The organism is Pseudomonas sp. FP1762 (assembly GCF_030687105.1).
GTDB lineage: Bacteria > Pseudomonadota > Gammaproteobacteria > Pseudomonadales > Pseudomonadaceae > Aquipseudomonas > Aquipseudomonas siliginis.
Genome location: NZ_CP117458.1, coordinates 992,618 through 1,006,597, shown reverse-complemented (window position 1 = coordinate 1,006,597; position 13,980 = coordinate 992,618). Strand labels below are relative to the sequence as shown.

At 60.4% G+C, this 13,980-nt stretch carries 15 protein-coding genes; 10 read left to right on the top strand and 5 right to left on the bottom strand.

The annotated features are described in order from the left end of the window. The first annotated feature begins 33 nt into the window (after positions 1 to 33). The 5 genes from PSH90_RS04305 (at position 34) to PSH90_RS04285 (ending at position 2,562) form a co-directional block, all read left to right on the top strand. Complete coding sequence (locus PSH90_RS04305; protein WP_041477999.1) at positions 34 to 603, top strand: antibiotic biosynthesis monooxygenase; 570 nt, start codon at positions 34 to 36, stop codon at positions 601 to 603. A 58-nt stretch (positions 604 to 661) separates the two neighbouring features. Continuing rightward, positions 662 to 1,372, top strand: a complete 711-nt coding sequence (gene folM / locus PSH90_RS04300; RefSeq protein WP_252868814.1) for a dihydromonapterin reductase — start codon at positions 662 to 664, stop codon at positions 1,370 to 1,372. Positions 1,373 to 1,444: 72 nt separating this feature from the next. Next, the gene (gene folX / locus PSH90_RS04295; protein WP_016771653.1) at positions 1,445 to 1,816 is read left to right on the top strand and encodes a dihydroneopterin triphosphate 2'-epimerase; all 372 of its coding nucleotides are present in this window, start codon (positions 1,445 to 1,447) and stop codon (positions 1,814 to 1,816) included. 118 nt (positions 1,817 to 1,934) lie between these two features. Then, on the top strand, positions 1,935 to 2,231 hold the full coding sequence (locus PSH90_RS04290; protein ID WP_039759325.1) for a DUF1244 domain-containing protein: 297 nt from the start codon (positions 1,935 to 1,937) through the stop codon (positions 2,229 to 2,231). Then, entirely contained in the window at positions 2,224 to 2,562 is a 339-nt protein-coding gene (locus PSH90_RS04285) for a HopJ type III effector protein (protein ID WP_305382229.1), read from the top strand. The genes PSH90_RS04290 and PSH90_RS04285 overlap by 8 nt, the downstream gene beginning before the upstream one ends. Positions 2,563 to 2,753: 191 nt before the next feature. Here the strand turns inward: PSH90_RS04285 and trxB are convergent, their stop codons facing one another. Further along, positions 2,754 to 3,716 (bottom strand): thioredoxin-disulfide reductase, encoded by a 963-nt coding sequence (trxB, locus tag PSH90_RS04280; protein ID WP_016771656.1) that lies wholly within the window; start codon positions 3,714 to 3,716, stop codon positions 2,754 to 2,756. A gap of 312 nt (positions 3,717 to 4,028) precedes the next feature. On the opposite strand from trxB, the gene cysZ reads away from it, so the two are divergent. Together cysZ and PSH90_RS04270 are read left to right on the top strand one after the other, a co-directional pair. Further along, positions 4,029 to 4,781 (top strand): sulfate transporter CysZ, encoded by a 753-nt coding sequence (gene cysZ / locus PSH90_RS04275; protein ID WP_056786736.1) that lies wholly within the window; start codon positions 4,029 to 4,031, stop codon positions 4,779 to 4,781. A gap of 40 nt (positions 4,782 to 4,821) precedes the next feature. Next, positions 4,822 to 6,021 (top strand): glycosyltransferase family 1 protein, encoded by a 1,200-nt coding sequence (locus tag PSH90_RS04270; RefSeq protein ID WP_252868813.1) that lies wholly within the window; start codon positions 4,822 to 4,824, stop codon positions 6,019 to 6,021. A 127-nt stretch (positions 6,022 to 6,148) separates the two neighbouring features. Here the strand turns inward: PSH90_RS04270 and PSH90_RS04265 are convergent, their stop codons facing one another. The 3 genes from PSH90_RS04265 to PSH90_RS04255 form a co-directional block, all read right to left on the bottom strand. Next, a complete protein-coding gene (locus tag PSH90_RS04265; RefSeq protein ID WP_095180385.1) occupies positions 6,149 to 7,252 on the bottom strand; it encodes an NADH:flavin oxidoreductase in 1,104 nt (367 codons plus the stop codon). A 212-nt stretch (positions 7,253 to 7,464) separates the two neighbouring features. Continuing rightward, the gene (locus tag PSH90_RS04260; protein WP_150742794.1) at positions 7,465 to 7,947 is read right to left on the bottom strand and encodes a glutathione peroxidase; all 483 of its coding nucleotides are present in this window, start codon (positions 7,945 to 7,947) and stop codon (positions 7,465 to 7,467) included. A 123-nt stretch (positions 7,948 to 8,070) separates the two neighbouring features. After that, positions 8,071 to 8,556 carry a peptidylprolyl isomerase gene (locus PSH90_RS04255; protein ID WP_056782966.1) on the bottom strand — a complete coding sequence of 162 codons (486 nt, stop codon included), beginning with the start codon at positions 8,554 to 8,556 and terminating at the stop codon, positions 8,071 to 8,073. Here PSH90_RS04255 and PSH90_RS04250 point away from each other — a divergent pair. From PSH90_RS04250 to PSH90_RS04240, 3 genes are read left to right on the top strand one after another with little or no spacing between them, the layout of a single operon-like run. Further along, positions 8,525 to 8,851, top strand: coding sequence for a DUF3565 domain-containing protein (locus tag PSH90_RS04250; protein ID WP_076565878.1), 327 nt, complete (start codon positions 8,525 to 8,527; stop codon positions 8,849 to 8,851). The two genes, PSH90_RS04255 and PSH90_RS04250, sit on opposite strands and share 32 nt — an antisense overlap. 51 nt (positions 8,852 to 8,902) lie before the next feature. Next, positions 8,903 to 11,002, top strand: coding sequence for a phosphate acetyltransferase (gene pta, locus PSH90_RS04245; protein ID WP_024011632.1), 2,100 nt, complete (start codon positions 8,903 to 8,905; stop codon positions 11,000 to 11,002). Further along, on the top strand, positions 11,003 to 11,905 hold the full coding sequence (locus tag PSH90_RS04240) for an acyltransferase (protein ID WP_305382228.1): 903 nt from the start codon (positions 11,003 to 11,005) through the stop codon (positions 11,903 to 11,905). A gap of 172 nt (positions 11,906 to 12,077) precedes the next feature. Here the strand turns inward: PSH90_RS04240 and cysN are convergent, their stop codons facing one another. Next, the gene (cysN, locus tag PSH90_RS04235; RefSeq protein ID WP_073473760.1) at positions 12,078 to 13,976 is read right to left on the bottom strand and encodes a sulfate adenylyltransferase subunit CysN; all 1,899 of its coding nucleotides are present in this window, start codon (positions 13,974 to 13,976) and stop codon (positions 12,078 to 12,080) included. Between the last annotated feature and the right edge of the window lie 4 nt (positions 13,977 to 13,980).

Below are 13,980 nucleotides of genomic sequence, written 5' to 3'. Positions count from 1 at the left end.
CGGAGCGACGCACTCGAAATACGGAGATACAAAATGTCTACTTCCCCCGTCACGCTAATGGTAGCGCGTCGCGTCGCTGATGGCCGTTATCACGATCTTATCGCCTGGTTGCGCGAAGGCGAGCAACTGGCCACCGACTTCCCCGGCTACCTCGGCTCCGGCGTCCTCGCGCCACCGCCCGGTGACAACGAATTCCAGATTATCTTCCGATTTGTCGATGAGCAGACCCTGCACGCGTGGGAATACTCGGCGTCGCGTACCGCCTGGCTGAATCGTGGCAGCGATCTTTTCGAACATCCCAAAGAGCACCGGGTCAGCGGCATTGAAGGCTGGTTTGGTGCTGCCGGCCAACGCCCGCCGCGCTGGAAACAGGCCGTGGCGATCTGGCTGGCGTTTTTTCCGGTGTCGCTGATATTCAACTTTGCCCTCGGCCCGCTGCTCGCTGAGCTGAGCCTGTTGCCGCGCATCTTGATCGGCACGGCGTGCCTGACGCCGCTGATGGTATATTTCTTCATCCCGTTGTCGACGCGTCTGCTGGCGAACTGGTTGAACAGCACGCCGACGAGGCCATTGGCTGGCGCACCGTCGGCGCAGAATCGCTGATCCGCAGCGGGCGGCGAGCCTGTTATAGTTTTCGCTTCAACCGCGATGCGAGCCGCCCATGCCAGATTCCGCAGCCCCTATCCTCATCACCGGCGCCGGCCAGCGTGTCGGTTTGCACTGCGCGCAGCGCTTGATCGAGGATGGCCACCCGCTGATTTTCACTTACCGCACCGAGCGACCGGGCGTACAGGCCCTTCGCGATCTCGGCGCGACAGCGCTGTTCGCGGATTTTTCCAGTGAGGCAGGAATACTGGCCTTCATTGATTCACTGAAAGCGCACACCGACAGTTTGCGCGCGATTGTGCACAACGCCTCCGAATGGCTGGCGGAAACCCAGGGCAGCGAAGCACAAGCCTTCAATCGCATGTTCAACATTCACATGCTCGCGCCTTACCTGATCAACCTGCACTGCGCCGGGTTGCTGCAACGCTCGACACCTGCCGACATCATTCACATCAGCGACGACGTCACCCGCAAGGGCAGCAGCAAGCACATCGGTTATTGCGCCAGCAAGGCCGGGCTCGACAGTCTGACCCTGTCGTTTGCCGCGCGCTTTGCGCCCGCCATCAAGGTCAACGGCATCGCTCCGGCGCTGCTATTGTTCAACCCCGACGATGACGCCGCCTACCGCAGCAAGGCGCTGGCCAAGTCCGCGCTGGGTATCGAGCCGGGCAGCGAGGTGATCTATCAGAGCCTGCGCTATCTGCTCGACAATCCCTATGTCACCGGCACGACCCTGACCGTCAACGGCGGCCGGCACGTCAAATAGGCCGTCCCGCTTCAGCCGCGAGTCGAGTAAGATCCACCTGAACGCCTGCAATAGACTGGACGGAGCAAATCAATGCCACAACTTCAACCGGGAATGGCGCGCATCCGGGTCAAGGATCTGCGCCTGCGCACCTTTATCGGCATCAACGAGGACGAAATCCTCAACAAGCAGGATGTGCTGATCAACCTGACCATTCTGTACGCAGCGCAGGAAGCGGTGCGCGACAACGATATCGACCACGCGCTGAATTACCGCACCATCACCAAGGCAATCATCGCCCACGTCGAAGGTAACCGCTTCGCGCTGCTCGAACGCCTGACGCAAGAATTGCTCGATCTGGTGATGACCAATGCATCGGTGCTGTACGCCGAAGTCGAAGTCGACAAGCCCCACGCGCTGCGCTTCGCCGAATCGGTATCGATTACGCTCGCAGCGAGCCGCTAGCTTCAAGCTTCAAGCTTCAAGCTTCAAGCTTCAAGCCGTAAGCGTTAATCTAACGCCCCCCACAATTCAATCTTGCAGCTTGTAGCTTGCCGCTTGAAGCTGTCTCGAAGAGACCCTTATGACCGAGCAACAACGCCTGGAACTCGAAGCCGCCGCCTTTCGCCGACTGGTCGCTCACCTCGACAGCCGCAAGGACGTGCAGAACATCGACCTGATGAACCTCGCCGGGTTCTGCCGCAACTGCCTGTCGAAATGGTACAAGGCTGAAGCCGACCAACGTCAGATCGAGGTCAGCCTCGATGACGCCCGCGAAGTGGTGTACGGCATGCCCTACGCCGAGTGGAAAGCCCAATACCAGCAAGAAGCCAGCGCCGAGCAGCAAGCAGCGTTTGCCAAAGGAAAACCCAATGACTGATCTGAACACCCTGCGCGCCAGCCTCAAGAGTGGCGAGCATGCTTTCGCCGACACCCTGGCGTTCATCGCCGCCGGTTACGACTACCAGCCGCAAGCATTCAACAACGGCGGCGTGGAAAATGCTGCCGGGCAGAACGAAGGCTCGTGCAAGACCCTGGGCCTGGCACTGCTGGAAGGTCTGAGCGATGAAGAAGCGCTGCTGGCGTTCGGCGAGCATTACCGTTCGGTGCTGGCGACGCCCGAGGGCAGCGATCACGGCAATATCCGCGCGTTGATCAAGCACGGCCTGGCCGGGGTGAAGTTCAGCGCCCAACCCCTGACCCGCCGCTGATCCCCAACAGCCACACATAACACCTGTGGGAGCGAGCCTGCTCGCGAAGACGGACTGACATTCAACGTTGATGTCGACTGATACACCGCTTTCGCGAGCAGGCTCGCTCCCACACTGGATGCGTGGCGACTGCGAATCTCGGGCACAAAAAAACCGGCCAATCTGGCCGGTTTTTTTTATGCCCTGCGGTCTTAGAACGTGGCGTTCTGCAAGCCGTCCAGGTAACGCTCGGTGTCCAGTGCCGCCATGCAACCGGCGCCGGCCGAGGTGATGGCCTGACGGTAAACGTGGTCAGCCACGTCACCGGCAGCGAAGATGCCTTCGACGCTGGTGGCAGTCGCATTGCCTTCACGGCCGCCCTGCACAACCAGGTAACCGTCTTTCAGCGTCAACTGGCCTTCGAACAGCGAAGTGTTCGGGGTGTGGCCGATGGCGATGAACACGCCGTCGACTTTGATCTCGTCGAAGCTGCCATCATTGTTGCGCAGGCGCGCACCGGTCACGCCCATGTTGTCGCCGAGGACTTCGTCCAGGTTGGCGTTCAACTTGAGAATGATCTTGCCTTCAGCCACACGAGCGTTGAGCTTGTCGATCAGGATCTTCTCGGCGCGGAAGGTTTCGCGACGGTGGATCAGGGTCACGGTGCTGGCGATGTTGGCCAGGTACAGCGCTTCTTCGACAGCGGTGTTGCCACCGCCAACCACGGCGACCGGCTTGTTGCGGTAGAAGAAACCGTCGCAGGTCGCGCAGGCCGACACGCCTTTGCCCATGAACGCTTCTTCCGACGGCAGGCCCAGGTAACGGGCGCTGGCACCCGTGGCGATGATCAGCGCATCGCAGGTATAGACGGCGCTGTCGCCGGTCAGGGTGTACGGCTTGGCAGCGAAGTCCACGGCGTTGATGTGATCGAAAACGATCTCGGTCTCGAAACGCTCGGCGTGCTCGCGCATGCGCTCCATCAACACCGGACCGGTCAGGCCATGAACATCACCCGGCCAGTTGTCGACTTCGGTGGTGGTGGTCAGTTGACCGCCGGCCTGCATGCCGGTAATCAGCAGTGGCTTGAGGTTGGCGCGGGCCGCGTAGACCGCAGCGCTGTAACCGGCGGGGCCGGAACCGAGAATGATCACTCGCGAATGACGGACTTCAGACATGAATCTGCTCCTGTTGGCCGGCCATGAAAAATCTGGCGCGGACGCCGGACGGCCGGCGGAATAAAAAAGGACCGTGGACACCTTGGGGAAGGCTTGAACTCGACAGTCCTGTAAAAAGTTGGGTGCAGCGTATCGAGGGGGGCAAGATTAAGGAAATACGGTTTAACAATCCAGCTCATAGGTGGTCTCTATGCCGAGACGGTGACGAGATAGACCTCTTTGTTACAGTGAATGTCGATTGCTCTGCCGCGCTTTCGCCGCTGGGGCAAAGTCGGTAACGTCGGCGCGATTTCCCTTGCTTCGGAGCACCTTATGCCCGCCCCTGTTCTGTCAGGCCCGCAATACCTGCGCGAAGGCCTCAAACTGGTCCTGAGCCCTGGCCTGCGCCTGTTCGTGTTGTTGCCGCTGGCTATCAACCTGGTGCTGTTCGTCGGATTGATCTATCTGGCCGGCCACCAGTTCAGCCTGTGGGTCGACACGCTGATGCCCTCGTTGCCTGAATGGCTGAGTTTCCTCAGCTATATCCTCTGGCCATTGTTCGTGGTCCTGGTGGCCTTGATGGTGTTTTTCACCTTCACCATGCTCGCCAACATCATTGCCGCACCGTTCAACGGCTTCCTTGCGGAAAAAGTCGAAGTGGTGGTGCGCGGTACCGATGATTTCCCGGCGTTCAGTTGGGGCGAACTGATCGCGATGGTCCCACGCACCCTCGCCCGGGAAATGCGCAAGCTCGGCTACTTCCTGCCGCGCGCCATTGGCCTGTTCATCCTTTCGTTCATCCCGGTGGTAAATATCGTCGCCGCGCCGTTATGGCTGCTGTTCGGTGTGTGGATGATGGCCATCCAGTACATCGACTACCCGGCGGATAACCACAAACTCGGCTGGAACGAGATGCTCGCCTGGCTGCGGCAGAAGCGCTGGCAGAGCATGAGTTTTGGCGGGATCGTTTATCTGGTGTTGCTGATTCCCGTGGTGAACATCCTGATGATGCCAGCGGCGGTGGCCGGAGCGACATTGTTCTGGGTGCGCGAACGTGGCGCCGAAAACCTGGTGATACAGCACTGACCGCGTCACAAATCCATCATCCGATCGTAACAAGCTCGACATGGCCTCAGCCGACACTGAGGTCATGACGACAGCTCTACATATCACCCTCATCAGCGAAACCTTCCCACCGGAAATCAACGGCGTGGCCAATACCCTTGGCCGCTTGTGCGAGGGTTTGCGCGCACGAGGGCATCAGGTGGAGCTGGTGCGCCCGCGCCAGGCCGGTGATCCACAACGCAGCGAAGACGATGCACTGTTGCTGTGTCGCGGATGGCCGCTGCCGGGCTATCCGGGGCTGCAATGGGGCCAGTCGTCGATGCATAAACTGCTGCGCCGCTGGAAACGCCAGCGCCCCGATGTGCTGTACATCGCCACGGAAGGCCCGCTGGGATTGTCAGCACTGCGCGCCGCACGGCGCCTGGGGATTGCGGTGGTGAGCGGCTTTCACACCAACTTCCAGCAATACACCAGCCAGTACGGCCTCGGTCTGCTGACGCGGATGCTTACCCACTACCTGCGCTGGTTTCACAATCGTTCGGCAATGACTTTAGTGCCGAGCGCCAGTCAGCGCCTGGAGTTGGAGCGGCGGCATTTCGAGCGGCTGGCGTTGTTGTCGCGGGGTGTGGACAGCCAGTTGTTTCATCCGAGCAAACGTCAGAGCGCGTTGCGTGAGCAATGGGGGCTCTCTGACACGGATATCGCGGTCATCCACGTAGGAAGGCTCGCCCCGGAGAAAAATCTGGGCCTGCTCAAACGCTGCTTTGAAACCCTGTGTGAGACTTATCCACAGCGCCATCTGAAGCTGATCGTGGTCGGTGACGGCCCGCAGCGTTCGGCGCTGGAAAAAGAATTGCCGGAAGCGATCTTCTGCGGCGCGCAGCGGGGTGAAGTACTGGCGGCGCACTATGCCTCAGGGGATCTGTTTGTATTTCCCAGCCTCACCGAAACTTTCGGCAATGTGGTGCTGGAAGCCCTGGCTTCGGGACTTGGCGTTATTGCTTATGACCAGGCAGCGGCGGCGCAGCATATTCGCCATGGCTACAACGGCGTTTCGGCAATGCCCGGCGATGAGCAGGCGTTTTGCGAAGCGGCGGCGTGGTTGCTGGAGGAAGATGAACGGTTGCGTTGTGTGCGGCTGAATGCGCGGCAGCATGGCAGTCGCCAGGGCTGGGCGGCGATTATCGAGCAATTCGAGGGGTATTTGCGGGGGGCTTGTGTGGGGGAGTTGGTGGTGCCTGGGGCTCAGACACAACCATAGATTTGCGTCGACATAGAAACAGCGTTCGCGAGCAGGCTCGCTCCCACATGGGCACCGCATTCCTTCATATGAAATGCAGTAGAGGGTGGGAGCGAGCCTGCTCGCGAAAAGGTCGAACTGGCGCTGCTTAAACCAGGGTCATCAACGCCTCACGACTGAACGGCAGAATATCCTGCTCACGTCCTTCACGGACTTTCTGCGCCCAGTCCGGATCGACCAGCAGCGCGCGGCCCACTGCTACCAGGTCGAACTCTTCTTTGTTCAGACGCTCCAGCAGATTTTCCAGGCTGGCCGGTTGCGCGACCTTGTCGGTGTTGACCATGAACTGCAGGAACTCGCCGTCCAGGCCGACGCTGCCCACGGTGATGGTCGGTTTGCCGGTCAGCTTGCGGGTCCAGCCAGCGAGGTTCAGATCCGAGCCGTCGAACTCCGGCTCCCAGAAGCGTCGGGTCGAGCAGTGGAAAATGTCCACGCCAGCGTCAGACAGCGGCTTGAGAAACTCGCCCAGCGCTTCGGGAGTTTGTACCAGACGCGCGGTGTAATCCTGCTGCTTCCATTGCGAGAAGCGGAAGATGATCGGGAAACCCTCACCGACAGCCGCGCGTACTGCTTGAATCAATTCGATGGCAAAACGCGAACGGTTGGCCAGGCTGCCACCGTATTCATCGCTGCGCTGATTGCTGCCTTCCCAGAAGAACTGGTCGATCAGATAACCGTGAGCGCCATGGATTTCCACACCGTCCATGCCGATGCTTTGCGCATCTTTGGCAGCCTGGGCAAACGCAGCGATCACGTCCTGGATGTCCTGCTTGGTCATGCCGTGAACCACGACCTGACCGTCCTTGAGTTTTTCCGACGGACCGTAGCCCGGCACGCTGGCGTCCGGCTCGGTGCCGAGGCGGCGTACGCTGCCGACATGCCACAGTTGCGGGACGATCTTGCCGCCCTCGGCGTGCACGGCGTCGACAACTTTTTTCCAGCCGGCCAGCGGCGCTTCACCGAAAAACTGCGGCACGTTTGGATAGCCATTGGACGCGATGTGGCCGACCGTGGTGCCTTCGGTGATGATCAAGCCAACCCCAGCGGCCGCACGACGACGGTAGTACTCGATGACTTTGGAATTCGGCACGCCGCCCGGGGAGAACGAGCGGGTCATTGGCGCCATGACGACGCGGGTCGGCAGTTCGAGGGCACCGAGATGGAACGGTTTGAACAGGGCTTTAACGGGCATCGAGAGGCTCCACGAAAACATTGGCGACAGGCATGAATCGATATGACGCCGATAATATTGAGAGTCGAGAGCTCTGAACAGCATTATTGATTTTGGTGATTAAGGATCAAAAGATTGAAAAGCAAAAGATCGCAGCCTTCGGCAGCTCCTACACGAGATTGGTGTTCTCCCTGTAGGAGCTGCCGAAGGCTGCGATCTTTTGATGCTGCTTTTCAGCCCAGCGCTTTTTCAATCGCATGCACGATCGTCGGATCATCCGGCGCCGTGCGCGGCGAGAACCGCGCCAGCACCCGGCCGTCCTTGCCGAGCAGAAACTTCTCGAAATTCCAGGTGATGTCGCCGGGAAACTCGGCGCCCTCGCCCGCCAGCAGGCGATACAACTGATGCCGTTCGTGGCCGTTGACTTCGAGTTTGCTCGCCAACGGGAACGTCACGCCATAGTTGAGGCTGCAGAATTCCTGGATTTCCTTTTCCGAGCCTGGCTCTTGACCGGCAAACTGGTTGCACGGCAGGCCCAGCACAGTGAAGCCTTTGGCCTTGTATTGCTGGTAGAGGTTTTCCAGTGCCGCGTACTGGGGGGTCAAGCCGCATTTGGAGGCCACGTTGACCACCAGCACGACTTGGCCCTTGAACGGCGCCAGCGGTAGCTCCTGACCATCCAGGCCGGTCAACTTAAGGTCGTGAAAAGCACTCATGCCGAACTCCAGGATTCTCGTGTTCTACTCGAAACAGCCACTTGGCGAGGCCACCAAGGACAGCCGCGGACTAAAAAGGCGCCCACAGGCGCCTCTCCAGTACTCGAAGCTTAGCGCAGAAAATCAGTGGTGATGGCCACCTTCGCCATGGACGTGACCATGAGCGATTTCTTCCTGGCTGGCGTCACGGATATCAACGATCTTCACCTTGAAGTTCAGGCGCTGACCGGCCAGAGGGTGGTTGCCATCAACGGTGACGTCGTCGCCGTCCAGGTCACGAATGGTGACGATCTGCATCTGGCCGTCCGGCGCCGAAGCGTGGAACTGCATGCCGACTTCCAGCTCGTCAACGCCTTCGAACATGCTGCGGCTCAGGGTGCTGACCAGCTCGGCGGCGTATTCGCCGTAAGCATCTTCCGGCTCAACGGCCACTTCCAGCTCGTCGCCGACAGCTTTGCCTTCCAGGGCTTTTTCCAGGCCCGGGATGATGTTGCCTGCACCTTGCAGGTAAACCAGCGGAGCGCCGCCGGCGGAGCTGTCGATGACCTCACCAGCGTCGTTGGTCAGGGTATAGTCGATGGAGACAGCCTTATTGGCGGCGATCAGCATGGGGCGAGACCTTTTGCATAAGAATATAGAAAGGCCAAGTTTAGCGAAGCAATCGCGTGAAAGCGACCACAACCCGGACAAACGGGTTTCGACCATCACCGGCTTCCATCAGGACGAAGAAGGCCATTGGGTGGTCGAGCTTTCCTGTGGCCACACCCAGCACCTGCGCCACCAGCCGCCGTGGCAAACCCGCGCCTGGGTCCTGGATCCGGCGCAACGTATTGAAAAAACAGGTCAACCCTTTGCCTGCGGTTGGTGTGCACAAGGCTCGGTTAGCGCTAACCTTGGCGACTGAATTTCGGTAGTCGGCCAGACATAGGCTGACACCCTTGCATAGAGAATTCCCATGCAAACTTTTTTTATCGCCCCCACCGATTTTGGCGTGGGTCTGACCTCCATCAGCCTCGGGCTGGTGCGCACGCTTGAACGCGCCGGGCTCAAAGTCGGCTTCTTCAAACCGATCGCCCAGCCGCACCCCGGCGACACCGGCCCTGAGCGATCCACCGAACTGGTGGCGCGCACCCACGGTCTGAAACCGCCGCAGCCGTTAGGCCTGGCGCACGTTGAACGCATGCTCGGCGACGGTCAGCTCGACGAACTGCTCGAAGAAATCATCGCCCTGTATCAGCAAGCGGCGGTCGGCAAAGACGTGCTGGTGGTCGAAGGCATGGTGCCGACCCGCAGCGCCAGTTACGCCGCGCGGGTCAATCTGCACCTGGCCAAGAGTCTGGATGCCGAGGTGATTCTGGTCTCGGCGCCGGAAAACGAAGTGCTCGCCGAGCTTTCTGGCCGTGTCGAGCTTCAGGCTCAATTGTTCGGTGGCCCGAAAGATCCGAAAGTCCTCGGCGTGATCCTCAACAAGGTCAAGACCGACGAGAGCATGGACGCCTTCGCCACGCGTCTGAAGGAGCATTCGCCGTTGCTGCGCAGCGGTGATTTCCGCTTGCTCGGCTGCATCCCGTTTCAGCCGGAACTCAATGCGCCACGCACCCGCGACGTCGCCGACCTGATGGGCGCGCAAGTGCTCAACGCGGGCGACTACGAAACCCGGCGCATGAGCAAAATCATCATTTGCGCACGAACCATGCGCAACACCGTCGAGCTGCTCAAGCCCGGCGTGCTGGTGGTGACGCCGGGCGATCGCGACGACATCATCCTCGCCGTCAGCCTCGCAGCGATCAACGGCGTGCCGCTGGCCGGCCTGCTGCTGACCAGCGACACCCTGCCCGACCCGCGCATCATGGATCTGTGCCGGGGCGCGTTGCAGGCCGGTCTGCCGGTGTTGTCGGTGAGCACCGGCTCCTACGACACCGCCAATCTGCTCAATGGCCTGAACAAGGAAATCCCGATCGATGACCGCGAGCGCGCGGAGATCATCACCGATTTCGTCGCCAGCCACCTCGACGCCAACTGGCTGCATCAGCGCTGCGGTACGCCTCGGGAGATGCGCCTGTCGCCGGCAGTGTTCCGCTATCAATTGATCCAGCGCGCGCAAGCGGCGAACAAGCGCATCGTCTTGCCCGAAGGCAGCGAGCCGTTCACCGTGCAAGCGGCGGCAATCTGTCAGGAACGCGGGATCGCCCGCTGCGTGCTATTGGCCAAACCCGAAGACGTCGAAGCGGTCGCCCGCGCGCAAGGTATCGTGCTGCCGCCGGGTCTGGAAATCCTTGACCCGGACCACATCCGCGAGCGTTACGTCGAGCCGATGGTCGCTCTGCGCAAGAGCAAAAGCCTCAACGCACCGATGGCCGAGCAACAACTGGAAGACACCGTGGTGATCGGCACCATGATGCTTGCGCTGGATGAGGTCGACGGCCTGGTTTCGGGTGTGATCAACACCACCGCCAACACCATCCGCCCCGCCCTGCAACTGATCAAGACCGCACCGGGCTGCACGCTGGTGTCGTCGGTATTCTTCATGCTGTTCCCCGAAGAAGTGCTGGTCTACGGCGACTGCGTGATGAATCCACACCCGAGCGCCGCGGAACTGGCCGAGATCGCCCTGCAAAGCGCTGACTCGGCGGCCGCATTCGGTATCACTCCACGGGTGGCGATGATCAGCTATTCCAGCGGCGAATCGGCTCGCGGTGAAGAAGTCGAGAAAGTCCGCGAGGCGACTCTGCTGGCTCATGAGCAACAGAATTCGCTGCTGATCGACGGCCCGTTGCAATACGACGCCGCCGCCAACGCCGACGTCGCGCGGCAACTGGCGCCGAACAGTCAGGTCGCCGGGCGCGCCACGGTGTTTGTGTTCCCCGATCTGAACACCGGCAACACTACGCACAAAGCCGTGCAGCGCAGCGCCGATTGCGTCAGCCTCGGGCCGATGCTGCAAGGCCTGCGCAAACCGGTGAACGACCTGCCGCGCGGCGCGCAAGTCGATGACATCGTCTACACCATCGCGCTCACCGCGATTCAAGCCGCCAACCGACCTATGGATGTATAAATGCTGGATTTTCTACCCGCACCCGTGCGCGGCGTGATCGCCTCGCTGCTGTTGGCGCTCAACACGATTCTGCTGTGCTCGTTTCTGTTCTGCGTGGCGCTGGTCAAGGCCCTGTCGTTTGCCTTTACCCAGCGCATTGCCGGTTGGCTGATGAGCCACACTCACGAGGCGTGGATCAGCAATAACAAGGGCTGGATGAATCTGGTTCGGCGCACCCGCTGGCACGTCAGCGGCCTGCAAGGTCTCGACTATCAGCACTCGTACCTGATCACCAGCAACCACCAGAGCTGGGTGGATATTCTGGTGCTGCAATACGTGCTCAACCGCAAGATTCAGCCGCTGAAGTTTTTCCTCAAGCAGGAGCTGATCTGGGTGCCGGTGATTGGCCTGGCCTGGTGGGCGCTGGGCTTTCCGTTCATGAAGCGCTACTCCAAGGCGTATCTGGAAAAACACCCGGAAAAGAAAGGTAAGGACCTGGAAACCACGCGCAAGACCTGCGCGAAATTCCGCCATAACCCGGTGGGGATTTTCAACTTCGTCGAAGGCACACGCTTCACCGAAGGCAAGCATGCGCAGCAGCAGTCACCGTTCAAATACCTGCTCAAGCCCAAGGCCGGCGGGATCGCCTTTGTGCTGGATGCGATGGGCGAACAGCTGGAGTCGATCGTCAACGTGACGATTCATTATCCAGCGGGGCGTCCAGGGTTCTGGGATTTGCTCTGCGGCAATGTGCGCGATGTGGTGGTGCATTTTGAGGAAATCAAAATCCCGCCGGCCTTCATCGGCAAGAACTACGACCAGGACGGCGAGTATAGATTGCAGTTCCAGGGCTGGATCAATCAGCTGTGGCTGGACAAGGATGCGTTGCTGGAGCAGATGCACCGCGAATTTCCTCCAGTATGATCGTTCCCACGCTCCGCGTGGGAATGCAGCCCGGGACGCTCCGCGTCCCTGCCGAAGCGGACGCGGAGCGTCCAATGAGGCATTCCCACGCGGAGCGTGGGAACGATCACCCAACACTAAAAAAGCCCGCCGATGATCACTCATCGGCGGGCTTTTCATTAGTGCCTAACGCTTATATCGCGCCACGCTGACGCAACAGCTCCAGCACTTGCTTGACGCTTTCTTCCAGACTCAGCGACTGCGTGTCGATCACCAGGTCGGCGTTGAGCGGCACGTCGTACGGGAAGGATTCGCCCGGGATGTTGTCGCCACCAGCGGCGTACAGCCCTTGCGGATCACGCTCGGCGCACACGGTCGGCGAGGCCTGCACGTAGACCGTCAGCAAGCGATCCTTGCCGATCAGTTCCTTGGCCTGCTCGCGACCTTCGGCACTTGGCGCAACGAACGCGGCCAATGTCAGCAGCCCCGCTTCGTTGAACTGACGCGCCACGTGCGCGGCACGACGCCAGTTCTCGGTACGCCCGGCGCGATCCTGCGGCAGACCCTTGTTCAGATCGTGACGCAGGTTCTGGCCATCGAGTACAAACACCGCACGGCCCATGTCGAACAGCTTGCGCTCGACCGCATACGCCAGGGTGCTTTTACCCGCGCCGGACAGGCCGCTGAACAGCACGGTGGCCGGTTGCTGGCCGAAGCGCTGGGCACGTTCTTCTGTCGCCACGTGGGCCAGTTTGCCGTGGTGGGTGGCGGTGCCATGGGCCACTGGCTGAGCGACGATCATGCCGGCGCCAACGGTGCCGTTGGTCAGGCGATCGATGACGATGAACGCGCCGGTAGTGCGGTTGCTTTCGTAACCGTCGAGGGCGATCGGCGCGTCGAGCGCGATCTTCACCTTGCCGATTTCGTTGAGCTGCAACGCGCTCGCCGGGCCTTCTTCCAATGTGTTCACGTCGACCTTGTTGACGATGCTGGCGATGGAGCCCGGCACGTAACTGGTGGCGCGTTTGATGTCGTATTTCTTGCCCGGCAGCATCGGCTCTTCAGCCATCCACACCAGCATCGCTTCGAAGCTGTCGGTGACCGGCGGCACGTTGTCGGCATGCACCAACAGGTCGCCACGGGAGATATCGATTTCGTCTTCCATGGTCAGGGTTACCGCCTGACCTGGACCTGCGTGCTCCAGTTCACCTTCGAAGGTGACGATGGATTTCACCCGGCTGCTCTTGCCCGACGGCAGCACCACGACTTCGTCGCCCTTGTGCACGATGCCGCTGGCCAGGGTGCCGGCGAAACCACGGAAATTCAGGTTCGGACGGTTGACGTACTGCACCGGGAAACGCAGATCGGTGAAGTTGCGATCGCCCGCCACTTCCACTGTCTCGAGAATTTCCATCAGCGACTGGCCGGTGTACCACGGCGAGCGCTCGGACTTGTTCACCACGTTGTCGCCTTTAAGGGCAGACATCGGCACGAAGTGCATGCTGGTCGGCTTCATCTTCAAGCCTTCGGCGAACTTCAGGTAGTCGGCCTTGATCGACTCGAACACGCCTTCGTCGAAGTCCTTCAAGTCCATCTTGTTGATGGCAACGACGATGTGTTTGATGCCCAGCAACGAAGCGATGAAGCTGTGGCGACGGGTCTGGGTCTGCACGCCGTAACGGGCGTCGACCAGAATGATCGCCAGGTCACAGGTGGACGCACCGGTGGCCATGTTGCGGGTGTACTGCTCATGGCCGGGGGTGTCGGCAATGATGAATTTGCGCTTGGCGGTGGAGAAATAGCGGTAAGCGACATCAATGGTGATGCCCTGCTCACGCTCGGCCTGCAGACCGTCGACCAGCAATGCCAGGTCGATGTCGTCACCGGTGGTGCCGACTTTCTTCGAATCGCGGGTGATCGCTTCGAGGTGATCTTCGTAGATCATCTTCGAGTCGTGCAGCAGGCGCCCGATCAGGGTGCTCTTGCCGTCATCGACGTTACCGCAGGTCAAAAAGCGCAGCAGCTCTTTACGTTCGTGCTGGCCCAGGTAGGCGAGGATGTCCTCGCTGATCAAATCAGAAACATGCGACATGACA

Bases quoted from the DNA above. Each gene is read 5' to 3' on its own strand.
- PSH90_RS04250 (WP_076565878.1), top strand. From the start codon at position 8,525: ATGGAGACAGCCTTATTGGCGGCGATCAGCATGGGGCGAGACCTTTTG.
- PSH90_RS04265 (WP_095180385.1), bottom strand. From the start codon at position 7,252: ATGCCCGTTAAAGCCCTGTTCAAACCGTTCCATCTCGGTGCCCTCGAA.
- PSH90_RS04240 (WP_305382228.1), top strand. From the start codon at position 11,003: ATGCTGGATTTTCTACCCGCACCCGTGCGCGGCGTGATCGCCTCGCTG.
- folM (WP_252868814.1), top strand. From the start codon at position 662: ATGCCAGATTCCGCAGCCCCTATCCTCATCACCGGCGCCGGCCAGCGT.
- PSH90_RS04260 (WP_150742794.1), bottom strand. From the start codon at position 7,947: ATGAGTGCTTTTCACGACCTTAAGTTGACCGGCCTGGATGGTCAGGAG.
- cysN (WP_073473760.1), bottom strand. From the start codon at position 13,976: ATGTCGCATGTTTCTGATTTGATCAGCGAGGACATCCTCGCCTACCTG.
- PSH90_RS04305 (WP_041477999.1), top strand. From the start codon at position 34: ATGTCTACTTCCCCCGTCACGCTAATGGTAGCGCGTCGCGTCGCTGAT.
- cysZ (WP_056786736.1), top strand. From the start codon at position 4,029: ATGCCCGCCCCTGTTCTGTCAGGCCCGCAATACCTGCGCGAAGGCCTC.
- PSH90_RS04285 (WP_305382229.1), top strand. From the start codon at position 2,224: ATGACTGATCTGAACACCCTGCGCGCCAGCCTCAAGAGTGGCGAGCAT.
- PSH90_RS04270 (WP_252868813.1), top strand. From the start codon at position 4,822: ATGGCCTCAGCCGACACTGAGGTCATGACGACAGCTCTACATATCACC.
- PSH90_RS04290 (WP_039759325.1), top strand. From the start codon at position 1,935: ATGACCGAGCAACAACGCCTGGAACTCGAAGCCGCCGCCTTTCGCCGA.
- pta (WP_024011632.1), top strand. From the start codon at position 8,903: ATGCAAACTTTTTTTATCGCCCCCACCGATTTTGGCGTGGGTCTGACC.
- PSH90_RS04255 (WP_056782966.1), bottom strand. From the start codon at position 8,556: ATGCTGATCGCCGCCAATAAGGCTGTCTCCATCGACTATACCCTGACC.
- folX (WP_016771653.1), top strand. From the start codon at position 1,445: ATGCCACAACTTCAACCGGGAATGGCGCGCATCCGGGTCAAGGATCTG.
- trxB (WP_016771656.1), bottom strand. From the start codon at position 3,716: ATGTCTGAAGTCCGTCATTCGCGAGTGATCATTCTCGGTTCCGGCCCC.